Genomic DNA, 23,033 nt, shown 5'->3' on the forward strand with positions numbered 1-23,033 from the left:
CGGTGATCCGGTAGGCCGGTGAACCCGGTGAGCCCGGTGGCCGGCCGGGAAATTCGATGAAGCTTTTGTGACAAACGGCATTCGCCGTGGCCGCCGTCCGTCTACACAGCACCCCCCCAACCGGCCACGATTCATGATGACACTCACGGGCATCGAGCCCCACCCGGCGATGCTCATTCGCCCCGACCGCCTTGTCGAGAGTGCCTGGACCGGCCACGCCCCCTTCGCCGCCTGGCTCACCGCCGTGGCGCGGCCCCGCTGTTTCGTCGAGCTCGGAACGCACCGCGGCATGTCCTATGCGGCCGTGTGCCAGACCGTGCGCGCCGAGGGGCTCGCCACGCGCTGCCATGCGGTGGACACGTGGCAGGGCGACGCGCACGCGGGCAGCTACGGCGAAGACGTCTATGACGACCTTTCGCAATTCAACGCGCGCCACTTCGCCGATTTCTCGCGGCTGGTGCGCGCGCGTTTCGACGACGCGGCGCTGGGCTTCGCGGATGCCTCCATCGACCTGCTGCACATCGACGGCCTGCACACCTACGAGGCCGTGCGGCACGACTTCGAGACCTGGCGGCCCAAGCTGTCGGAACGCGCTGTCGTGCTGTTCCACGACACGGCGGTGCGTGAGCGCGACTTCGGCGTCTGGCGATTCTGGGAAGAAATATCCGCGCGCCATCCGCATTTCGAGTTCATGCATGCCTCGGGCCTGGGCGTGCTGCAGGTGGGCACCGAGGCCGCGGCGGGCGCGCGGCAACTGATGGACCTGGGCCGCGACGCCGAGGGCACGCGCCGCGTGAGGGCGATCTTCAGCGGCCTGGGCGATGCGGTGCTGCAGCGCCATGAACGCGAGCTCGCGGCGCAGTCGTTCGAGCTCCAGGCGCGCGCGCTGGCCGTTGCCAACCAGGCGCTCGCGCACCGCCTCTCGCAGTCCGAGTCGATGGTGCAGCGGCTGAACGGCTCGCTGTCGTGGCGCATGACGCGCCCGCTTCGGGCGGTGCGCGGCATGTTCAATTGACGCGGCTGAACACGAACGTTGCAACGCGGTCGTCATACGCCGGTGACAGCATGCGAGTTTCCCGACTGGCGCGCATTCCTTGCCGACTCGAACCCACCCCTTGCCATGGCCCTTGCGGCATCGCGGTCGACGTGCCCGTGCGTGCGGCAACGCGGCGCGCGGGGATTGAGCCGCGTGCGTTCGCGAACCGTCGGCGCGACGTGCCGCAGGGCGACGCTCTGCGGGTTGGTGCTGTTCCGGCTCGCCGGGCCGGGCTGCGCGGCGGAGGCGTTGCCGCATGGGGCAGGGCCTGCGGCCGGCCCCGCGCCGCTTGCGGTCGAGCCGCCACTGGAGGGCGACATGCCAGCGCCGACGCTCGACGCTCCGGCGCTCCCGCTCGAGTTCGACATCCCCGCGCTCCCGCTCGGTGATGCGCTCAAGCGCTACGCCGCGCTGACGCGCCAGCCCGCGCTCTTTCGCAGCGAACTGCTGCAGGCGCTCACGTCCTCCGCGGTGCGCGGCCTCTACACGCCCGATGCGGCGCTGCGGCTTCTGCTCGACGGCACGGGCCTCGTGGCCGAGAAGGTGCGCACGGGCTCGGGCGTGGCGCTGTCGCTGAAGGCCGCGGACGTTGCGCCGGCGGCCCCGCGCGCCGCGGGGCTCGGCAGCCTCGCGGGCTATCCGAGCCTGGTGCAGGCGCAGGTGTGGGCAGCGCTGTGCGACGACGCGCGCACGCGCCCCGGCAGCTACCGCTCGCTGCTGCGCCTGGAGGTCGACGCCGCAGGCCAGGTGCGCCGCCCGCGCCTGCTCGGCTCCACCGGCGACGCGGCACGCGACGCGGCGATGCTGCACGTCTTGCAGGGCGTGCAGCTCGCGCAATCGCCGCCGCCGGACCTGCCGCAGCCGCTGACCCTGCTGGTGCTGCCCACCGATGCGCGCGGTGGCACACGCTGCCGTCGCGCGCTCGGCGCCGAGGCCTCCTGACCATGGCCGAAGACACACGCCCGGTGCTGATGGACTACCTGTCCAGGCACTACGACCTGCTCAAGCGCCAGCTTGGCCGCGCGCTGCGCAACACCGACCTGGCCGAAGACGCGCTGCACGACACCTGGCTGCGCGTGCACGACCAGGGCAGGAGCGAGAGCAAAAACGAAAGCAAGGCCGAGAGCAAGAACGAGCGCGCGCAGGACCCGATCCGAAGGCCCGGCGGCTACCTGGTGCGCATGGCCTTCAACATTGCGCTGGACATCCAGCGGCGCCAGAGCCGCAACCTGCCGTTCGACGAGATCGACGCGCTGATGGAGCTGGCCGACACCGCGCCCGGCCCCGACCGCACCGCCGAGGCGCGCTCGCAACTGGACGCGGTGGTGCGCCTGCTGGAGCGCATGCCCGCGCGGCGGCGCGAGGTCGTGGTGCTGGTGCACATGGAGGGGCTCACGCAGCCCGAGGCGGCCCGGCGGCTGGGTGTTTCGCTGCGCACGGTCGAGTACGAACTCAAGCACGCGCACGGCTACCTGAGCGCGAGGATGGGCGATGACAAATAAATTTTGCGGGATCGGGGGGGTCTTGTTCGTCGTATGGGGTGAAGAACCGAACCGACGATGCCGCGCAGCCGCCCGATGCCTCGGCCGATGCCCCGGCCGAGGCCCTGACAACGGGCGGCGCAGCCATGGCCAATGACTCCCTGAGCGCGGCCGCCGACGCACCGAGGCAGCAGGCCTGGGGCTGGCTGCGCCTGTTCCATTCGGGCGCCGTCAAGCCGCAGGATGCCGAGCGCTTCAAGCGCTGGCTGGCCGACCATCCGGCGCATGCCGCCGCCTTCAGCGAGGCGAAGGCGCAGTGGGCCGAGCTCGGCCCTGCGTCCGCCAGGCTGCTGCGCACCCATGCCGAGGCCGCGGCCTTTCACGCGCGCCACCAGCGCAGGCCCGTGCTGGCGCGCCGCGCCTTCCTGGGCGCGGCGATGAGCGCGGCCGCGGTGGCTGGGGTGGCCGTGTTGCACCCGCCCGCGGGCCTGTGGCCGGCACCGGCGGAGTGGGGCGCCGACTACCGCACCGCCACCGGCGAGCAACTGGTGGTGCGGCTGTCGAACCGCATCCGCGTCACGCTGAACACGCAGACCCGCATCCGGCGCCAGACCACCGACGGCACGACCACCGGCATCGACCTGCTCGCGGGCGAAGCCGCCATCGACCTGCCGGCCGGCGGGCGCGACGGCCCGCCCTTCGGCGTGGTGGCCGGCGCGGGCCGCAGCGTCAGCGATGCCGGGCGCTTCGAGGTGCGCTACCTGAACGCCAAGGTGTGCGTGACCTGCATCGAGGGCGCGGTGCGCGTGGAGCATGCGGCCGGCACGCGCGAGCTGCGAGCCCACCAGCAGGCGGTGTACGACGGCACCTCGCTCAGCGGCGTGGCGCTGGTGGGCGGCGCGCAGCTGCCGGCCTGGCGCAAGGGCGAGCTGGTGTTCACCCAGACCCGGCTGGCCGACGTGCTCGAGGAAATCAACCGCTACCGGCCCGGCCGCGTGATGCTGGTGAACGCCGGCGCGCGCAACCGGCCCGTGACCGGCAGCTTCTACATCGCGTCGCTCGATCTCGCGCTGGCGCAACTGCAGCATGCGTTCGACCTGCAAGCGCGTTCGCTGCCGGGCGGCGTGATCGTGCTGAGCTGAAAAAGAGAGAAGAAGAGAGAAGAAAAAGAAGGGGGAAAGAGGCAGGGCCGCGAGAAATAAGTTGCGGGATGGTGGGGCGGTCGTTCGTCGTAGTGCATCGAATCAACTTCAGCGCGGAACACCTCATGAGCACACGCGGACCCCAGGGCGCAACCAAGGCAGCGGCAACGACGAACCGGATGCGGGCCCCCCGCCTGGCGCCGCTGGCACGCGCCATCGCGATGATCCTGGCGGCCAACGGCGCGCTCATGGAAGCCCATGCGCAGCAGGCCTTCAGCGGTGCGTGGTTCGCCGCCAAGAACGCCACGCAGAACTCCGCCGCGGGCACCGGCCGGCTGCCCAACGGCACGCCCGCCTCGATGCTCACCAACCCCATGGGCCAGCAGAAGGCCAACGAACAGCTGCAGCGCTCCATCGACAACCTCAACCTGGCCGCGCGCGGCATCGCGGCGCAACAGGCCGCGCAGGAAGCGGCGCGGCAAGCTGCGTTGAACAGCGGCTCCGACATCCCCGACGGCCTGGCCGATGGAGGCCTGAAGGTCGACACCAACAGCCTCACCGCGGGCTGGGTCAACGCGAACGCGCCGGTGCAAACCGCCGCGGGTGGCCGCACGGTGGTGGGCATTCGCCAGACCGACGAAAAGGCCATCCTCAACTGGGAGAGCTTCAACGTGGGCAAGAACACCACGGTGCAGTTCGACCAGAAGGGCGGGGCCAAGCCCGATGGCACCAACGCATGGATCGCGCTGAACCGCATCAACGACCCCAGCGGCCGGCCCAGCCAGATCGCGGGGCAGATCAAGGCCGACGGCTCCGTGTACATGGTCAACCGCAACGGCATCGTGTTCGCGGGCTCCAGCCAGGTCAACACGCGCACGCTGGTCGCGTCGAGCCTGTCGTTGAGCGACAAGCAGTTCAACCTCGGCATCAACAACGCGCAGATCCTCGCCAACCAGGGCAACGACTTTCCGATTCCGCAGTTCGGCGAATTCACATCGGCCCGGCCCGAGATCTATGGCGACAACGGCTTCAAGCCCGGGGTGGGCGGCGCGCCCGATCGCATGGGCAACGTCGACCGCTTCGATCCCGGCGCGGCGCCCGGCGAGGTCAAGGTCGACGCCGGCGCCCGGCTGGCGGTGGACAGCGGCGGCAAGGTGATGCTGTTCGCGCCCAAGGTTCGCAATGCAGGACACATCTCGGCGCCCGACGGCCAGGTGATCCTGGCGGCCGGCGAAAACATCTACCTGAAGACGCCGTCCACGCAAGACGCGAACGCGGTGCGCGGGCTCGACGTGGCCGCCTCGGCCGTGCCCGGCTGGGCCTTCACCGGCGGGCAGGTGCAGGGCGCGCTCAAGCTCTCGCCGGTGTATGCCGACGCCAGCTTCGTCGCCGGCCTGCGCGACGTGGTCATGCCCGAGATGGCCGCGCGCGCCAAGGCGGTGGGCTACGAGGTGGTCAACACCGGCACCGTGCAGGCCGAGCGCGGCAACATCACGCTGCAGGCGCAGGACGTGCGGCAGTCTGGCGTGCTGGCGTCGACCACCGCGCTGAACAACCGCAACGGCTCGATCCTGCTGCGCGCGTGGGGCCTGGGCACGCACATGTACGCGGACGGCGTGAACGACCTCGTCAACTGGTCGGCCGGCACGCTCACGCTGGGCGAGGGCAGCATCGCGCAGGTGCTGCCCGACGCTTCGGACACCAGCGAGATCGAGACGTCCGCGCTCGTCACGCGCTACCAGCCGGGCCGCGTCGGCCTGTACGGCCGGCTCATCGACATCCGCCCCAGGGCCGGCGTGCTGGTGCCGGCGGGAACGATCAAGATCGAATCGGCCGCCAACCCGCTGTTCACGGTGTTCCCGTACTTCAAGCCCGGCAGCCTGCGCGACGACAGCCGCATCTACCTGGACGGCGAGGCCTTCCTGAGCGTGGCCGGCCTGCAAGGCATGCAGGTGGACATGTCGCGCAACTTCATCGAGGCCGAGCTGCGCATCAACGAGCTGCGCGACTCGCCGCTGCTGCTCGATTCGTGGGTGCGCGGCAAGAAGGTGATCGTCGACCGCCGCGTGAGCGGCGTGTTCAAGGACGGGCCGATGGCGGGCGTGCAATGGGTGCTGGGCGCCGACGGCGTCACCTACGTGCCCGGCGCCTGGGTGGGCACGCCGCTGGGCGACGTGAGCGGCTGGGTCGGCGTGGGCAAGACCGACCTGCGCGAGCTCTCGGCCGACGCGGGCAGCATCGACCTGCGCGCGGGCGGCTCGGTGATCACGCGCGCGGGATCGATGCTCGACGTGTCCGGCGGCTCGGTGCGCTACACCGACGGCATGAACACGGCGACCAAGCTCATGGGCGCCGACGGCCGCGTGCACACCATGGAGCGCGCGGCGTCCGACGCCGACTACACCGGCATCGCGGGCCAGTACACGACCACGCACGCGCGCTGGGGCGTGAAGGACACGTGGCGCACGCCGCTCATCGGTGCCGACTACAAGGAGGCCGGCTACACCGAAGGGCGCAAGGCCGGCGGCGTGCAGGTCTACGCGGGCGACGCCATGGTGCTGGAGGGGGACGTGCTGGGCGGCGTGGTGGTGGGCGACCGCCAGTCGAAGAACCCGGGCGCGAGCCGGGGCGGGCGGCTGGAGCTGGGCGAGAACACGCCGGACGGCCGGCCCTGGTCGCCGGGCACCATCGTCGTGAGCCACGACCCCAGGCGGCTCGCGCAGGACTTCGACGCGCGGGCCAAGCTGGGCGAAGACTTCTTCGTGCAGCTGAAGCCCGACGAGCAGAAGTCGCGCAAGCTCACCTTCCTGTCGGACGGCATGCTCAGCGATTCGGGCCTGGGCACCATCGTGCTCAACACCATCAACGGCGACTTCGAACTCGCAAGCGGCGCGGTGCTGAACCTTGCGCCGGGCAGCGCGTTCACGGCGGCCGGCACCGAAGGCTCGACCAACGACATCCGCATCAACGGGCAGATCCGCGCGCCCGGCGGGCGCATCAGCCTTTCGTCGGCCAACGGCAAGCTCGAGCTGGGCGAGCAGGCCCGCCTGGACGCCGCCGGCCAGTGGATCAACACCTGGCGCGACGGCGCCTTCCGCGGCGCCTGGGCGCTCGACGGCGGCGCGATCACGGTCAGCGTCGGCAAGATCCTGGCGCACAAGGACGCCGTGCTCGACGTGTCCGGCGGCGGCCGCGTCGACCCCGGCAAGCAGGGCCTGCCGACGCTGCGCGTGGGCAATGCGGGCGCCATCTCGCTGACCGGCGTGACGCCCGACCTGGACCTGGCCGCGCTGGACCTGCGCGCGCACGCGGCCGGCTCGGCGGGGAGCCTGGCGATCCAGTCCGCCTCGTCGGTGCAGGTGGGAGGCGTGGTGGGTGATGTGCCGGTGAGTGTGCCGGTGAGTGTGCCGGGCGCGTCGCCCGCCGAAGATGCCGCGGCCGCCGTCACCCTGCTGCCCGCCACGCTCTTCGGCGAGCGCGGTTTCGGAAAGATTTCGGTCTCGGTGCGCGGCGAAGGCAACGCCATCGTGGTGCCCGAGGGCGTGACGGTCTCGCAGCAGGCCACCAGCCTCGACCTGAACCGCTTCGACTGGCGTGAACTGCCGAGCGGGCGCAGCCTGGCCGGCGCGGCGCCCGTGGGCGTGCTGCGGCCCGACGAGCGCGCGGCGCGCGACCCCGCCTCGCTGATGCTGGGCACCGAGAACGGGCCGATCCGCATCGCGCGCGGCGCCACGGTGCGCACCGACACCGGCGGCAGCCTGACGCTCGGCGCCGGCGGCGAACTGGGCACGCTGGCAATCGCCGGGCGCCTGGACGCGCCGGCCGGGCGCATTGCGCTGAGCAGCCGCGAGGTCGCCCTGGAAACCGGCGGCGAGCTGCTGGCGCGCGGCGTGCCGCTGGTCCACCTGGACAGCACCGGCCGCCGCGTGGGCGAGGTGCGCGACGGCGGCACGGTGTCGATCGAGGCGGGCATGCTGCGGCTCGAGAAAGACGCGCTCATCGACGTGTCCGGCGCCACCGGCACCATCGACGGCGTGGCCGACGCAGGCCCCTCGGGCCTGCGCATGCCCCGGCCCGCGCAGGCGATCACGCTGGACAGCAACGGCGGGCTGATCGAGATCTCGAGCCAGGGCCTCGTCGAAAGCACGATGGTGGGCAAGGCCGGCGGGCCCGGCGGCATCGGCGGGCGCATCCGCCTGAACATGACCGCGCCCTCGGGTCCCAACGGCTCGCCGCTGGAACAGCTGCAGCGCGTGCTGCAGGACCCCGACTGCTACGGTCTGGTGGTCGACGGCGCGTGCAGCAACTGGAAGCAGGGCCTGGACTACGACTGGGCGCCGGGCCTTCGCGCCTACGGCTACGAAATCGACGGCCCGATGATCCTGCCGTCGTCGCTGCTCGGGCTGCTGGCGGACGTCAAGGAGCTGGTGGTGTCCGACCGGCTGGGCACGCCCGGCGTGGTGGGTCCGATCGACGCGGCGCAGCTCGGCCTCACGCCGCAGGCGCTGGACCTGTTCCGCGACGCGCTGCTGTCGGGCGACCTGCTGCGCGACGTGCTGCAGGCACCCGGCCAGCGCTTCGCGCTGACGGTGCGTCCGCAGGCGTTCAAGGACGGCGGCTTCGCCGACCTCGCGCTGGCCCGCTCGATCACGCTGCAGGGCGCGCTGGTGGGGCACGCGGCCTCGTCGTCGTCGCTGCGCGCGCCGCGCATCCTGCTGTCGGCCCTGAGCGGCGATGGGGCGGCGCCGCTGTCGGTGGCCGCGCAAGACCCGGCGCTGCGCGCGGGCGAGCTGGCGCTGTCGGCGTCGCTGATCGACATCGCGCCCCCCGACGACGTGGTGCAGTCGCAATCGCCGTTCGGCGCGGTGCGCATCGCCGGCTTCGCCCGCACCGTGCTCGAGGCCGGCGAGATTCGCATGGGTGGCGCGCTGCCTTCGCAGATCGGTGAGGAAACGCGCTTCCAGGTCAACCTGGATGTCGACGGGCAACTGGTGCTGCGTGCCGGCCAGGTCTACCCGTCGAGCGCGATGACGGGCGTGGTCCGCGCCGGCGATTCGATCACCGTCGAGCGCCTGGGCGATGCCGGCGGCGCGCCGCTGTCGGCCGGCGGCAGCCTGCGCCTCGCGGCGCCGGTGATCGCGCAGAACGGCACGCTGCGCGCGCCCTTCGGCCAGATCGAGCTCGACGCGGGCGAGCGCCTGTCGCTGGGCGCGGGCAGCCTCACCTCGGTGTCGGGCGCGGGCCTGGCGGTGCCCTACGGCACGCTGGCCAACAACGAGCACTGGCACGACCCGTCGAAGGCGGTCGACCCGGTCAATCCGTCGAGCGGCGCGCTGACCGGGCCGCCCGAGAAGCGCGTGACCATGAAGTCGCCCGACGTGGCGCTGGCGCCGGGCGCGGTGGTGGACATCGCAGGCGGCGGCGACCTGCATGCCTCCGAATTCGTGCCGGGCCCGGGCGGCTCGCACGACGTGCTGAACACGCCGGGCATGTACGCCATCCTGCCGGGCCAGGCCGGGGCTGCGCCCGCGGGCGCCGCGCCGGCGGGCCAGCGCGTCTGGCTCGCGGGCGGGCCCGGCCTTGCGGCCGGTTGGTACAACCTGCTGCCCGCGCGCTATGCGCTGCTGCCCGGCGCCTTCGCGGTGCAGGCGACCGGCAAGGCCTGGGGCGGCGCGCCCGCGCCCGCCACCCGCGCGCCGGACGGCAGCCTGGTCATGCAGGGCAAGGCCGGCGACGCCTACGGTGGCACGCAGGACGCGCAGGCCACGGCATGGCGCGTGCTGCCCGGCGGCACGCTGCGCCGCTACACCGAATACAACGAGGCCACGGCCAACGACTTCTTCTCGTCCGAGGCTTTCAAGCTCACGCAGTACCGCCTCACGGGGCAGAACGTGGTCACGCCGCGCCTGCCGCGCGACGGCGGCGCGGTGGTGTTCGACGCGGGCCGCCGCCTGGTGCTGGACGGCACGCTGCGCTCGGCGCCCGACGCGGGCGGGCGCGGCGGGCTGGTGGACATCGCGGGCAAGAAGATCGCCATCGTCGGCAGCGGGCAGGACAGCGCCGGCCTGCAGGCCGACGGCTACCTGGTCATCGATTCGGCGAGCCTGTCGAACTTCGGCGCCGGCAGCCTGCTGGTGGGCGGCAAGCGCCAGGGCAACGCGCTGGGCCTGGAGCTGGACGTGACCGCCACCGACATCGTGGTGCGCAATGGCGAGGGCTCGGAGCTGTTCGGCCCCGAGATCATCCTGGCCGCGTCCGACCAGGTGGCCATCGAGGGCGGCAGCCGCGTGAGCGCCAGGGGCGGCAGCAGCCGCGGCAGCGGCAGCCTGGTCATGCGGCCGCGCGTGGCGGCGGTCTACCGTGACCCCGACGGCAACCTGGACGACAACAACGACGGCGTGGTCGACGCCAAGGACGCGGTGGACGACGTGCTCGTCTCGGCGGCCCGCGACTGGGGCGCGCTGGTGCGCGTGAGCACGGGCGACGCGGTGAAGGTCATTCGCCAGGGCGTGGACACCTCGCGCGGCGGGCTGGTCTCGATGGGCGCGGGCGCCGTCGTCAACGGCGACGCGGCGCTGCCGATCGATGCCACGCGCACGACCGAGCTGGCGGCCTCGGCACAGATTGCCGGCACCGACCTGTCGGTGGCGGCCGGCCGCATCGGCTTCGGCGGCGGCACCGAAGGCATGGTGCTGGACAGCGGCGCGCTCGCGCAGCTGGCCCATTCGCAGCGGCTCACGCTGCGCAGCTACTCGGACTTCGACTTCTACGGCTCGCTCGACCTGGGCGCGGCGGGTTTGAAGTCGCTGACCTTCGACGGCGGCGCCTTCGTCGGCCGCGGCGCGGGCGACGTGACGATCAAGGGCGACAGCATCGCGCTGGTCAACAGCGGTGGCGGCGCGGGCGTACCGGCTGGCACCGTGGCCGGTACAGGCGGTACAGGCGGTACCGGCGGCTTCATGCTGGACGCGGCCACGCTGGTGCTGGGCGCGGGCCAGAAGACCTTCGCGGGCTTCGGTGCGGTGACGCTGTCGGGCCGCGACGCGATCGTGGGCGAGGGCGCGGGCGGCATCGACGCCGGCACCGCCGCGCTCACCCTGCGCACGCCGCTGCTCTCCGGCCGCGGCGGCGCGGTGCAGGCCATTGCCACGGGCGGCGCGTTGCAGGTCGTCGCGCCGCCGGCCGGCACATCGCAGGACGTCGCGCCAGCCGGCGCGGACACCTTCGACCTGCAGGACAGCCTGGGCCTGCGCCTGAGCCTCACGGGCCGCAGCATCGCCTTCGGCGGCCGCGCGGTGGCGCGGGGCGGCAGCATCGACATGACGGCCACCGGCGGCAGCCTGGTGGTGAGCGGGGGCGCCACCCTCGACGTGGGCGGCTCCGCCAGGCAGTTCTTCGACGTGGCCGAGTACGCGGACGCGGGCCGCATCGGCCTGTCGGCAGTGGGCGGCGACGTGCGGCTCGACGCCGGCAGCCGGCTCAACCTCGCGGCGCATCCGAACGGCGGCGACGCCGGCACGCTGAGCCTGGCGGCATCGCAGGGCGGCACGGTGGTGCTCGACGGAAGCATCGCGGCACAGGCCGGCGCGGGTGGCGCGGATGGAGCAACGCGCGGCAGGGCCGGCAGCTTCGCGCTCGACATCGAGGCGCTGCCCGATTTCGCGGGCTTCAGCCAGCGGCTGAACGACGCGGGCTTCAACCGCTCGCGGCAGTTCCGCATCCGCCAGGGCGACGTGGTGCTGGGCGGCACCACCACGGTGGAAGACTTCGGCCTTACCGCCGACCGCGGCCACATCGACATCGCGGGCACGGTGGATGCGCGCGCGGCCTACGGCGGCGTGATCCGCATCACCGGCGGCAACGGCGTGTCGATGCAGCAGGGCGCGCAACTGCTGGCCGGCGCCACCGGCGAGCTGGGCACCGGCCGCGTCACGCTCGAAGCGGCGGGCGGGCAGCTCGACCTGCGCGGCGGCACCATCGACGTGGCCGGCAACGAAGGCGGCAAGGTGCGCCTGCGCGCGCGGCAGAACGCCGCCCACGACGACCTTGCCGCCACCGCGCTGAACGTCGCCGTGAGCGGCGCGCGCTCGGCGGTGCTCGAGGGCGTGAGCGTGTACGACGTGAAGGACTACGACGGCGCCACGGTCGATTCGGTCAAGGCCGACGCCGTCGCCGATGCCGCGCGCTTTCGCGGAGCGTCGGCCGCCGTGGCCGGGCGCCTGGGCACCCCGCTGAGCGTGATGCCGGGCATCGAGATCCGCAGCGCGGGCGACCTCGCGCTGGAGAGCGACTGGAACCTGTTCAGCGACTTTGCCGGCGCGCGCGAAGGCACGCTCACCTTGCGCGCGGGCGGCAACCTTGCCATCAACGGCCACCTGAGCGACGGCTTCGACGCGGCCGGCCGCGGTGGCCTGCTGCAGGCGGGCCCGTCGTGGAACCTGCGGCTGGTGGCCGGCGGCGAGCTGGACTCGGCCGACGCCATGGCACTCAGGCCGCTCGGGGCGCTGGCCGCGGGCAAGGGGTCGATCACCGTCGGCACGGCCAACACCGCGGTGCCCTCCACACCCCCTGCATCCCCCAATGGGGACCCGGTGCCCGACAACGGCGCGGGCAAGCTGGTGCGCACCGGCACCGGGGACCTCGAGGTGCGCGCGGGTCGCGACCTCAGGCTGGCGCACAAGGAGTCGGTGATCTACACCGCCGGGCGCAAGGACACCACGGCGTGGAGCGACTTCAGCACCGCCAACCCGAACGCGAGCTACGGCGTGGAAGGCGGCAACCTCGTCATCGGCGTGCAGGGCGGCGTCGAGGCCATGCCCTCGGGCCAGCACTTCACCGAATGGCTCAACCGGCAGGGCGCGCTCAATGCCGAGCGCTTCTTCGGCGAGTACACCAACGGCGAGAACGGCATACGCCCCGACGGCACCTACGGCCCCATCGTCCACGCGCCCGAGCAGTCGAGCTGGTGGATCGACTACGGGCGCTTCCAGCAGGGCGTGGGCGCGCTGGGCGGCGGCAACGTCACCGTGGACGCCGGCGGCGACCTGCGCAACCTGCTGGTGGCGCTGCCCACGCACATGCGCATGCGCGGCGGCCGCTCGGCGGACGAAGCCATGGCCATGGAAATGCGCAACGGCGGCGCCATGACGGTGCAGGCCGGCGGCGCCATTCGCGGCGGCCAGTACTACGTGGCGCGCGGCGCGGGCGACATCCGCGCCGGCGAAACGGCGGTGGGCCACACGGTGGTGCTGAACCGCGACGACGGCGTGGGCGGCTTCACCCGCACGGAGTACACCGTGGCCCCGGTGCTCGCGCTGGGCGACGCCACCCTGAGCCTGCGCACGGCCGGCGACCTGCGCCTGCAGACGGTGATCGACCCGCTGCTGGTGACCTACGGCGAGGGCCTGCGCAACGACGGCCAGGTGCTGAACTACGGCGCCTACATGAGCGGCTACACCGACCGCAGCGCGCTGCGGCTGGTGTCCACCGGCGGCGACATCACCTTCGTGAACCGGGCGACCTTCATCTTCCGCGACCTGGTGCTCAGGAGCTACGACACCGACACGCTGGTGGGCTTCGGCGGCAACCGCTATCCGGCGCGTTTCTCGGCCGCCGCGCTGAACGGCGGCATCGACATCGACGGGCCGCTGTACGTGCTGCCGGGCACCACGAACGACGTGCGCCTGGTGGCGAGGAACGACATCCGCTTCGATGCGCGACTGGCCATGGCGTATGCCACGCCCGCAATGATGCCCTCGGGCTTCTTGCCGGGGGGCTCGAACTCGCCGTTCAACCAGATGAACATGGAGGAGCTGCTCGACAACCTCATCGACCGGCCCCTGGCCTCGCCGGTGAACAACGCGTACCTGCGCAGCGTGCACAACCCCGACGTGCTGCCGCTGGCCAACGACTTCGAGCCCAGCCGCATCTATGCCTCGCAAGGCTCCATCGTCGGGCTCGACGTGAAGGCCAACGAGCAGACCTGGGTGCGCGCGGGCACCGACATTCGCGGTGTTCGCCTGGCGGGACGCAACCTGCGCGGCTCCGACGTCACGCTGCTGGAGGCGGGCAACGACATCCTGGCGATGGCGAGCGTCAATCGGCTGAACCCGAACGACGAGTTCGTCGCGGGCCTGACCGGCGTCGTCGAGATGCAGGGGCCCGGCTCGGTGGTGCTGGCGGCCGGGCGCGACCTGTACGCCGACAACCTGCAGGTGCAGACGCTGGGCAACCAGCGCTACGACAAGAACAACCGCGCGCAGCCCGAGACGCAGGTGAAGGGCCTGCCCACGCAGGGCGCCACCATCACCGCGATGGCGGGGCTCAACGGCGCGGTGGGCTACGACGCCTTCGCGACCGCGTACCTCGACCCGGCGAAGGTGTCGGCGATGCCCGAGTACCTCAAGACCCGCGGCGCCGATGGCAGCGTGCTGCCCCTGTACCTTACCGACCAGACCGAGGTTCGCCCCGGCGGGCAGGAGAAGGTGGTGCGCCGCGGCCTGGTGTCGTACATGCAGGACATGACCGGCGAGAAGCTCGCGCCGCTCGACGCCTGGGCGCGCTTCAAGCAACTGCCGCAGCTAGCGCAGCAGCAGTTCGTGCGCCAGGTGTACCTGCTGGAGCTGCGCGACGCGGGCCGCGACCAGAACGAGCCCGGCGTGGAAGGCCTGCCGCGCAACGGCGGCTACAACCGCGGCTACGCGGCCATCGCCACGCTGTTCCCGGGCGACGCGTGGAAGGGCGACGTGGCGGCCAACAAGCTGATGCTGCGCACCATGGCCGGCGGGGACATCGACGTGCTCACGCCTGGCGGGGGCCTGCAGGTGGCCGCGCTGGGCGCCACCGTGCCCGATGGCTACGGCCTGGTCACGCTGGCCTCGGGCCACATCGGCGTGTTCGCGCGCGACGACGTGACGGTCAACCGCTCGCGCATTCTGTCGTTCGTGCCCGAGGCGACCGACCGCGGCAGTGACCAGATCCTGTGGTCGAGCGTGGGCGACATCGACGCGGGCAAGGGCTCCAAGACCGTGCGGGTGCCATCGGCGGCCGAGGTGACCACCGACCTGGACGGCGTGACCGTCGTGCGCGAGAAGTCGGACATGAGCGGCAGCGGCATCGGCACGGTCGGAGACGGCGACGTGGACCTGGTGGCGCCGAAGGGCACCGTCAATGCCGGTGACGCCGGGGTGCGGGTGGCGGGCAACCTGAACATTGCGGCACTGCAGGTGCTCAACGCAGACAACATCCAGGTCAAGGGCGAGTCCAAGGGCATTCCGGTGGTGGCGGCGGTGAACATCGGCGCGCTGACCAACGCGAGCGCCGCGGCCTCGCAGGCGGCCATGGCCGCGCAGGACGTGGTGCAGCGAGACCGCGCGGCGCAGCGCCAGGCGCTGCCCTCGGTGTTCACCGTGCGGGTGCTCGGTTTCGGCAACGAGACGATGCCGGGCAGCGGTGCCTCGCAGCGCGGCGACGACAAGAGCGCGGCCAGGGCCGAGTACGACCCGCAGAACCCGGTGCAGGTCGTGGGCCTGGGCCGCAGGATCGACCCGAAGCAGTGGGCGAACCTGAGCAGCGACGAGCTTCGTCGCCTGCGGCAGGACCGGTAGGCCGCGAAGGGACATGCGTGATGGCATTGACCAGCGTGCTTTGCGAAGCGGTGCACGAGACGATGCAGCCGTGCGCCACCGACGACGACGCCCATGAAGCCGCCAACGAGCCGCTGGACGAGGCGCAGCGCCGCCTCGCGCTGCAAGGCTTCCTGTGCGCGAACTACGAGGCACTGCGGCGCCGGCTCACGCGCCACCTGGGCTGCCCCGACATGGCCGGCGAGTGCCTGCACGACGCCTGGCTGCGGCTGGGCCACCTGGAAGTGCAGGCCCCGGTGCAGAACCCCAGCGCCTACGTCTACCGCATGGCCTGCAACGTCGCCATGGACCGCATGCGCGGCAACCGCTCGTGGCAGTACACGGCCGATGCGGGCAGCGAGATCGAGCAACTGGCCGACGACACGCCCGGCCCCGAGCGCATCGCGCAGGCGCGCTCCGAGCTCGCGGCCGTGCAGCGCGCCATGGACCGGCTGCCGCGCCGCCACCGCACGGTGCTGGTCGCGTTGCGCATCGACGAGATGACGCGCGAGGAGGTCGCGGGCCGTTATGCGCTTTCGCTGCGCGGCGTGGACACGGCCCTGCGCCAGGCGCTGGACTACTGCGCCGACGGCAGCGGGCGGCAGATGCGCGCGGGCGGACGCGCGGGAGTGGGTGCGCCGCGGCGCGCGCTGCGGACGGAGGGCGGCTTTCGGTGAACGTGACGGTCAACCGTTCGCGCATGGGCGAAGGCGAGCGTCGCCGTTGCCGTCGTCGTCGCCTCAGACGACCTTTTCCTTGGCGAACGGATTCCCGTCCGCCGCGGCCGCGCTCGCCCACGAGCGAGAAACGTCTGCAAAGAACATCTCGCGCTTGTGGCACTTCGGGTTGGTCGAGTCGAAGTAGCCGCGCGTCCACTTGTCCGTCGGGTCCAGGATGCCGACCTTCGGCACCTTGCCCGCCTTGGCCATCTCGTTGATGACGTCGCGCGAATAGAAGTGCCGGAAGATGCGGTCGAACTCCGTCAGGTAGATGTCGGCCACCCGCGTGTCGCCGCGAATCAGCAGCATGTTCTCGTCGTTCGCCGTGAGCGACGGCGTCGAGAAGTTGGCCGAGCCGGTGCACACCAGCGGGTCGTCGGACAGCGCATCGACCAGCATGAACTTCGTGTGGATGTAGAAGACGAAACCGTCGCCGCTCTGGCGCTCGAGTTCTTCTTTCAGGAACCACCGCTCGATCTTGAAGTTGGGAATCGGAACGATCTTGGTCACGGGCTTTCCCTCGGCGTCCTTGCCCTTCTTTTCGGTCACCTGCATCTTCTGCTTGCCGAGGATGGCGCCGTACGAAAACTGAAGGTCCGCCGGGTTGTCCTTCTGCGCCTGCTTGATCTCCGGCGTCGGCGGCTGCTCCAGCAAGATGAAGCGCATCGAAGGGCCTGGCTGCGCCAGCTTCGCGAGGAGCTTCTTGTCGACCGAGAACGCGCCTGTGAACATGGACGACGTTGCCGCATCGGCGATGCGCGCGGCGTACCAGTCGAGCATCTTGCTGCTGGGGCGGGGAGAGAACACCAGTGAGGTGCCGGCGCCGACCGCGTTCGCCGGGTTCGGCGTGAGCTTCATGGCGGCTGCCGTCGCGGTCGCGTCGTCGGGGTCTTTCACCAGGCCGTTCCACAGCTTGAGGTAGGTGGCGGCGACGCCGGCGTCGGTCACCTTGTGCCCCACGTTCGTCTGCCCCAGGAAGCCCGATGGCGTGAAGTTGGTCGAGCCCGTCCAGACCGACACGGGCCGCTTGCCGCCTTCGAGCCTGACGATGAACTTGTTGTGCGGCGTCTTCGGCTTCGTGCGCGCGTAGAGCACCTGTCGCCGGGCTTGCTTGCGCGGCAGCAGCGCGCTTTCGATCGCCTTTTCGTTCGCCGTCGTGCCGTGGTAGACGATGCGAACGTCCACGCCGCGTTCAAGCGCGGACTTCAGCTCGACCAGCACCCGCTGGAAGGTGAACTCATACGCCACCACGCGCAGCGCGTCGCCTTTCGGTGTTTCGCGAATGTAGGCAATGCAGGCCTCGAGCAGCCCGCGCGAGAGGTATTCGACCTCCTTGCTTTGCGGGTCGTTGTATTCCGCGTCCGTCAGGGCTCTGTTCTGGAACTGCTCGGCAAACGCCTGGCTCGCGATGGCGCCGCGGTTGAACCAGATGCCGTGGTGCCCGTCGTCGGCGGCCTCGGTCCGCACCTTGACGGTGGCCGTGTAGCGGGCTTCGAGCGAGCCGGGCATGCCGTACATCGCCGACACCTGGAACTCGTAGGCGGTGTCCGGTCGCGCGTTGTAGTCGCTCCACATGAAGCCCTGCACGGGGTGCTCGTTGGTCGCGAACCGCGGGATCTTGTGGTCGGTCGCGATGGGCAAACCGTCGGGAAAGAGGCTCTTGAAAATCTTCAGGCCGGTGAGCCATTGCCATTTGCCGCCCGCGACGCGGCGCCGGAAGGCAAAGCCCTTGAGGCCCTCACGGTCGGCGTCGTCGAGGTCCAGCGCCAGCAGGACCACGCATGTCCCCGCAATGGCACGAACCTTGAGTCTTCCGTCGGGCGATGTCGACAAGCTGCGCATGAAGATCCTCCGCGCCCACGGAGGTGGGACGGCCGAATGTAAGCGGGCGGCTGACGAAATGGAAGGGCGATTTGCGTGCAGTTGCAGCGAGGCTCGTTCGGCTTTCCATCAGCAGTCAGCCGCTTGCATGCCGATCGGTCATCAAGAATGGAATCGCTGTTCCACCGGAGACGGAATTCTTTGGGTCCTGTCTTCTTGACTTCGAAATTTAGCGGCTAAATTCCGGCGTCATCTGCAGTTGCGGCGATCTGGTGCCCAACCCCTTCTTTCGCCTCATTCTCCCGGCATAAAAATGGTCACAACCATTCTCGTTGGCATGCTGTGCGCACACCTGTTGTGCTTCTCGGTGATGTTCTTTCTCATCAGCAGGCGCCTGCAAGGCAACAAGTTGGGGATGGATTTCTTCGCGCTGGGCAACCTGTTGCTGGGGCTGGCGTATGCACTTCAATTTGCCGAAGGGGCTCCCGCCTGGAGCTTGATGAGCGTCGTCAATCACACGCTGACGCTCGCCGCGCCGGTGGCGTACTGGCTCGGGGCCATGCGATTCTTCGGCCGGTCCGTGCCGTTGTGGCGCCCGCTGCTTGCGGTTGCCGGAGCCTATGTCGTCGCCCAGATGCTGGTGCAATGGAAATTCGGCCTGGTCGCCCGCTACGCCATGCTCTCGGGCATGTCGGCGCTGTTGTTCCTGGTCATGACCATCACGGTGATTTCGGGCGTGCGCACATTCGCCAGGGACCTGTACGGGGAGATGGTGTTTTTTGCGCTGCTGATCAGCGGCATCTGCGTCCTCAATGCCATCAAGTTCGTGAATCTGATGGGCACGGGCCTGGACGCACTGCGCATGAGCGGAAATTTTCAGCTCCTGTTCTATGTCTACATGTCATTCCTGGCCACCGTGCTGCCGCCTTCCATCGTCTGGCTGGTGCTGCGGCGGTTGACCGATGAATTGCGCGACCTGGCAGAGCGCGACCCCCTGACGAAGCTGCTCAATCGCCGCGGGCTCGCCGAAGCGCTGCAACGGTGTTTCAAATCTCGCACGGAGGTTTCGGCCTATTTGCTGATGGCCGATGTGGACCACTTCAAGCACGTCAACGACCGGTATGGGCATCAGGCCGGTGACCAGATGCTGTGCCATGTGGCGGAGGTATTGCGTACCCATGTGCGCGGAAGTGATCTGACGGTTCGCAACGGGGGAGAAGAATTCGTTGTGGTCTGCATGAACACCGATGTGCAGGGCGTCACGCTTCTGGCGGAGCGCTTGCGAACGGCCATTGAAAGTACCGCGACCGTTGTCGAAGGGGTTGGTCATCCGCTGAATTGCACGATCACGATCGGGATTTCGCACGCATTCACGGGCTTGGATGCTTTGGAAAATGCCATGAAGGAAGCCGATGCGGCGCTCTATCAAGGCAAAGCCGCGGGGCGCAATCGGGTTGAAATGGCGAGAGCCGTACTTTGAAAATACTCAGGATCTATTTCACGGGCCGACGAAGGTGTGCCCAGAGAGGTCGGTACCGCTGTACGGGCCGCTCGCTCGTTCGTTCTTGGACTCATCGAAGGTCGGCTCTAGAGAAAGCTGTTTGGTTGGTTTGGGCCCGTCTCGGTCATCGAGACTTTCCGGAAGCGGTCATCCAAACCGAGGGGCAGGAAAAGAACCGTGGCAGCCTGGAGAGTGACTCGAAATTCATCGCTCAATACAAGCCGAAGGAATTTTCATTTATGTCAGAGATTTCTTCAGCTAACAACGTCTCAATGATCGTTAGACCAGCAGAACTTTCCGGCTCGCATTCGACACTGTTTTTCGGGTCGAAGCTAAAACCACAAAGCTCGCCATCTTTGGCAACATAGATCCGATACTGGCCGAACTCGAGCATCCTGCAGACGAGCAGTTCGTACCTTGCGCCTCGGGCCTCATGCTCGACTATTCGCAGTGGCACGGGCGTCAGATCCGGCTCACGGTCGATAGCAAGCTCGAGTATTGATTTCATAGCGTCGTCTACCGCTATTTTCCGTGATCGAATGGCCCGTGCGAGAAGCCGCAACGCGGACAGGCCTCAACGCGCAGAAGCCAAGCGAGCCACTGGGATACAGGTTGTCGTCGCATACCCTGCCAAGCCAGAGCGAGGCCGCAAGCAGGGCACCGAATTGAGATGCATGCTAGGACCAATAGCAGGCAGGCTCCAACAAGTGCCAATAGCCTGATGGTCGCCACGTCAGCGCCGAACCAGTCGGCCACCCACGCCGGTGCGAACTGGCAAGCACCCACCAGTGCGCCTGCAAGTGCACAAAGCCAGAGCTTCCATTGCTGCGAGGCGGCGAGGGCGTTGTTCACAATTTGAGGAGGCATCGGGTATGTCCGGTTCTGGCCGGCTGCAGCTATAAAACGCCCCGGCCAACGGCCAAGGCGATTTGGTACGCCGCATGCTCAGCCTGTCCCTTTTCTGGGTAGTCGTCAGGAGCCACTTCAATCGCTTTCGCTTCGAGACCGGTGCCACGTTCAGCATTCGCCCGAGCAACGCCAGCAAGTATCTCTGACACGTGATTCGCCAGCTCAAACTGGAGCGCGCTCTCCGTTCGGTTCATCGCAAATAGGCGAATCACCGGAGGGCCGCTCGGTGGAGACTTCCCAAATCGGACGGAGCCTAAAACGCACTCCGGGCAGGTCACGTGCTGATGCCGGTAGAAAACCGAGTGCTGGATGCGTGTGACGTCCATTGTTGAGAGCTGTTGCGAATGAATGGTTTGTCCGACCGCCGACCGTCATGCTACCGGGGCGCATGCGCATTCTCTTGCGTACTTCCCCGCGACTCGCGTCGCAAAGTTGTACCCCAGGTGCTGACTTCGGCCGCTTCCGTCTCGGCGGGCAGATCCGTCAGAAGTGATTCCGCAACCCCCAGAGCCGCCCCACCCGTATCGGTGATGGTCAGGATGTGAGCGAAGCCTGTTTGAAGGTGCGCAGCCGGCAAGGTCTGCTGCAGTCGGCGGCTGCGTTCCCGCCCAGCCACCAGGAGCACCTGTTGCCGGTCGTCGAGAGCCTCTTGTCACAAGTGAATGTCCTGCGGCTCGATGGAAGTGAGGCGTTTGCCTATGCGCAGTCGACGTTGGCTGGTTGGATTTCGTCGCCGGAGCAGGTGTGCTCGTGGTCAGCATGCTTCTGGTGCTTCTGGTGCTTCTGGTGCTTCCGGCCTCTTCCGGGGCTTGGCGGTCCAGTTCGCCCAGTGAAGTCTTGGTCAGGACCACCGCGGTATCCGGTCAGAATGAGAGCCTATGCCTATGCAGCCCCTGTTCGACGCAATCGCTTCAATGTCCGCACCGGCGGATGCGCAGCGCATCTTCCACGGCCGCGGTGGGCTTCATCCCGAGTGCGCTCACTTGTCGCTGGACTTTTTCCCACCGGTTTGGGTGCTGACCAGCTTCAAGCCTGCGACCGACGGCGAACTGGCTGCAATTGGCGCCGCATTGGAGCGTCGCTGGTCGCAGTTGGCACCGGGTGAAACGCTGCAATGGGTGTTTCAGTGCCGGCATGAAGGCCAGAGCAGCACACAGCTCATGGGTGGCTCGGTGCCCGACCCGCATTGGGTCACCGAAGAGGGGGCTCGTTATCGCGTCAACGTGGGCCGGGGCCAGAACCACGGGCTGTTTCTCGACATGGCCGAAGGACGGCGCTGGGTTCACGCGTTTGTGAAGGCGCGCCCAGACGCCCGGTCGCGCGTCAAGGTGCTCAACCTGTTCGCCTACACCTGCGCGTTTTCGGTGGTCGCATTGCAGGCAGGGGCCCGGCACGTGACCAACCTGGACATGAGCAAGGGCGCTCTGGCCGTGGGGCAACAGAACCACCGCGCCAACGGCGTGCTTGCCGGCGCGAGCTTCCTCCCCCATGACGTTTTCAGTTCGTGGGGAAAAATCACGCGCGGAGGCCCTTACGGGCTGGTCATCGTTGACCCACCGAGCTATCAGAAGGGAAGCTTCGTTGCGACCAAGGACTACGCCCGGCTGATCAAGCGTTTGCCTGACCTGCTGGAGCCTGAGGGCGTTGTCCTGCTATGCCTCAATGCCCCAGAACTGGGACCCAAATTCCTTCAAGAGCAAATGAGCGAACTGGCGCCGGAGCTGGATTTCGTGGAGAGACTGGTGAATCCAAGCACCTTTCCCGACGTGTCCGACGAGCGGTCGCTGAAGGTGTTGGTGTACCGGGCGCGGCCGGGTGTTCAACCTGAGCTCTGAAGGGTGCGCTACGCATTAGCGCCGCGGGCGGACGGCACCGTGGCGCGCCTTCGTGTGAATTCAAGCAAGCTGTCGAATGACTGGTCCTGGTCGTCCTGAGCCGTTTAGTCAAGCATAGAAAGAGTAACCGGCTGACGCCAGGCAGCCGGCGCATAGCGCGCCGAAGAGCCATACAGATTGGCCGAGGTCGCCGATGCCGCGGGTGGCGTTGTACTGCTTTCGCTTTTGCTGTTCTGCGAGCGAAACATGGGTGACGTCCTCACCCCAACCTTTTGCGGTCAGTGCGTAAGAAACATCCTTCGCCGGCGTCGAAAGACGCGCAGCGTCATAGGCGAGATATCCAAAGACTGCAGCTGCAGTGAGCATTAACCAGAAAAAAGTCATGGCCCAGTTGTCCGAGAAGTGTGAAGGAAACCTCACCAGGTGTCAGCAGCGACAGTCCGCGAATGGCCGAATCTTGCCGTGTCTATGGATGTGAGAAGGTGCACGCGGAGCCACACTGCACCGTGCTACTTAGGCACAGTTCGTTGTGGCGGCTTGGTAGCCGTTTCCACTTCCTTGCAGAACATCGCCATTGCGTCAGTGAGCCAGCTCCGACCCATCGCAGTGAACTCATCACTCGCACAAGCTTGCTCGCGCGCGGCGGTGAGAACCTCAAAAAGCTGATCGACAGGCAGATCGGCTTCACTCAGGCTGACGACCTTGCCTCCCCAGTACTCTGCTAGCTCTCGTGCAAGTAGCTCTGACACCGGATCGCTGGCCCCATAGCGCTTAGATGCAATCGATGCCGCCCTCTCGAGGATGTCGTGAACCGCGGTGCTAGTCCCCCAGCAAATGTGGTCGTAGAAGGCAAGCGCTGAAGACATGGGAAATCTTGTCTAAATGTCTGCTTCTCTGATCGGGCCATTTTGTCAAGCGCAGAGTATCTCGGTATTTGGCTTCGTCGAACAGAACGTCTCGGTGCA

At 68.8% G+C, this 23,033-nt stretch carries 12 protein-coding genes; 8 read left to right on the forward strand and 4 right to left on the reverse strand.

All coding sequences use genetic code 11. The features are described 5' to 3' along the window. Nucleotides 1-133 precede the first annotated feature (133 nt). The 6 genes from AB6807_RS30765 (at nt 134) to AB6807_RS30790 (ending at nt 15,960) form a co-directional block, all read left to right on the forward strand. Complete coding sequence (locus AB6807_RS30765; protein WP_371087542.1) at nt 134-1,015, forward strand: class I SAM-dependent methyltransferase; 882 nt, start codon at nt 134-136, stop codon at nt 1,013-1,015. Nucleotides 1,016-1,354: 339 nt separating this feature from the next. After that, nucleotides 1,355-1,978 (forward strand): STN domain-containing protein, encoded by a 624-nt coding sequence (locus AB6807_RS30770; RefSeq protein WP_371087543.1) that lies wholly within the window; start codon nt 1,355-1,357, stop codon nt 1,976-1,978. 2 nt (nt 1,979-1,980) lie between these two features. Further along, nucleotides 1,981-2,538: an RNA polymerase sigma factor gene (locus AB6807_RS30775; protein ID WP_371087544.1), complete on the forward strand. Its 558-nt coding sequence runs from the start codon at nt 1,981-1,983 to the stop codon at nt 2,536-2,538. 125 nt (nt 2,539-2,663) lie between these two features. Further along, nucleotides 2,664-3,659 carry a FecR domain-containing protein gene (locus tag AB6807_RS30780; RefSeq protein ID WP_371087545.1) on the forward strand — a complete coding sequence of 332 codons (996 nt, stop codon included), beginning with the start codon at nt 2,664-2,666 and terminating at the stop codon, nt 3,657-3,659. 179 nt (nt 3,660-3,838) lie between these two features. Next, entirely contained in the window at nt 3,839-15,265 is an 11,427-nt protein-coding gene (locus tag AB6807_RS30785) for a filamentous haemagglutinin family protein (protein WP_371087546.1), read from the forward strand. Between the two features lie 20 nt (nt 15,266-15,285). Beyond that, nucleotides 15,286-15,960 (forward strand): RNA polymerase sigma factor, encoded by a 675-nt coding sequence (locus tag AB6807_RS30790; RefSeq protein WP_371087547.1) that lies wholly within the window; start codon nt 15,286-15,288, stop codon nt 15,958-15,960. A 63-nt stretch (nt 15,961-16,023) separates the two neighbouring features. Here the strand turns inward: AB6807_RS30790 and AB6807_RS30795 are convergent, their stop codons facing one another. After that, entirely contained in the window at nt 16,024-17,844 is a 1,821-nt protein-coding gene (locus tag AB6807_RS30795) for a phospholipase D-like domain-containing protein (RefSeq protein ID WP_371087548.1), read from the reverse strand. 292 nt (nt 17,845-18,136) lie between these two features. Here AB6807_RS30795 and AB6807_RS30800 point away from each other — a divergent pair, with 292 nt between their 5' ends. After that, nucleotides 18,137-19,303 carry a GGDEF domain-containing protein gene (locus tag AB6807_RS30800; RefSeq protein WP_371087549.1) on the forward strand — a complete coding sequence of 389 codons (1,167 nt, stop codon included), beginning with the start codon at nt 18,137-18,139 and terminating at the stop codon, nt 19,301-19,303. Between the two features lie 232 nt (nt 19,304-19,535). On the opposite strand, the gene AB6807_RS30805 is transcribed toward AB6807_RS30800, so the two are convergent. Further along, the gene (locus tag AB6807_RS30805) at nt 19,536-19,832 is read right to left on the reverse strand and encodes a hypothetical protein (RefSeq protein ID WP_371087550.1); all 297 of its coding nucleotides are present in this window, start codon (nt 19,830-19,832) and stop codon (nt 19,536-19,538) included. A 1,285-nt stretch (nt 19,833-21,117) separates the two neighbouring features. Here AB6807_RS30805 and AB6807_RS30810 point away from each other — a divergent pair. Beyond that, complete coding sequence (locus AB6807_RS30810; protein ID WP_371087551.1) at nt 21,118-22,068, forward strand: class I SAM-dependent methyltransferase; 951 nt, start codon at nt 21,118-21,120, stop codon at nt 22,066-22,068. 108 nt (nt 22,069-22,176) lie between these two features. On the opposite strand, the gene AB6807_RS30815 is transcribed toward AB6807_RS30810, so the two are convergent. Both AB6807_RS30815 and AB6807_RS30820 read right to left on the reverse strand, forming a co-directional pair. After that, nucleotides 22,177-22,452 carry a hypothetical protein gene (locus tag AB6807_RS30815; RefSeq protein WP_371087552.1) on the reverse strand — a complete coding sequence of 92 codons (276 nt, stop codon included), beginning with the start codon at nt 22,450-22,452 and terminating at the stop codon, nt 22,177-22,179. A gap of 125 nt (nt 22,453-22,577) precedes the next feature. Further along, nucleotides 22,578-22,934, reverse strand: coding sequence for a hypothetical protein (locus tag AB6807_RS30820; RefSeq protein ID WP_371087553.1), 357 nt, complete (start codon nt 22,932-22,934; stop codon nt 22,578-22,580). Nucleotides 22,935-23,033: the final 99 nt, after the last annotated feature.

It is taken from the genome of Variovorax sp. RCC_210 (assembly GCF_041355175.1).
In the GTDB taxonomy this organism is placed as follows: Bacteria; Pseudomonadota; Gammaproteobacteria; order Burkholderiales; family Burkholderiaceae_C; genus Variovorax.

What these genes read in the sequence shown, in the direction of transcription:
- AB6807_RS30790 (WP_371087547.1), top strand. Translation starts at nt 15,286, where the DNA reads ATGGCATTGACCAGCGTGCTTTGCGAAGCGGTGCACGAGACGATGCAG.
- AB6807_RS30810 (WP_371087551.1), top strand. Translation starts at nt 21,118, where the DNA reads ATGCAGCCCCTGTTCGACGCAATCGCTTCAATGTCCGCACCGGCGGAT.
- AB6807_RS30765 (WP_371087542.1), top strand. Translation starts at nt 134, where the DNA reads ATGATGACACTCACGGGCATCGAGCCCCACCCGGCGATGCTCATTCGC.
- AB6807_RS30785 (WP_371087546.1), top strand. Translation starts at nt 3,839, where the DNA reads ATGCGGGCCCCCCGCCTGGCGCCGCTGGCACGCGCCATCGCGATGATC.
- AB6807_RS30815 (WP_371087552.1), bottom strand. Translation starts at nt 22,452, where the DNA reads ATGACTTTTTTCTGGTTAATGCTCACTGCAGCTGCAGTCTTTGGATAT.
- AB6807_RS30795 (WP_371087548.1), bottom strand. Translation starts at nt 17,844, where the DNA reads ATGCGCAGCTTGTCGACATCGCCCGACGGAAGACTCAAGGTTCGTGCC.
- AB6807_RS30770 (WP_371087543.1), top strand. Translation starts at nt 1,355, where the DNA reads ATGCCAGCGCCGACGCTCGACGCTCCGGCGCTCCCGCTCGAGTTCGAC.
- AB6807_RS30800 (WP_371087549.1), top strand. Translation starts at nt 18,137, where the DNA reads ATGGTCACAACCATTCTCGTTGGCATGCTGTGCGCACACCTGTTGTGC.
- AB6807_RS30775 (WP_371087544.1), top strand. Translation starts at nt 1,981, where the DNA reads ATGGCCGAAGACACACGCCCGGTGCTGATGGACTACCTGTCCAGGCAC.
- AB6807_RS30820 (WP_371087553.1), bottom strand. Translation starts at nt 22,934, where the DNA reads ATGTCTTCAGCGCTTGCCTTCTACGACCACATTTGCTGGGGGACTAGC.
- AB6807_RS30780 (WP_371087545.1), top strand. Translation starts at nt 2,664, where the DNA reads ATGGCCAATGACTCCCTGAGCGCGGCCGCCGACGCACCGAGGCAGCAG.
- AB6807_RS30805 (WP_371087550.1), bottom strand. Translation starts at nt 19,832, where the DNA reads ATGAAATCAATACTCGAGCTTGCTATCGACCGTGAGCCGGATCTGACG.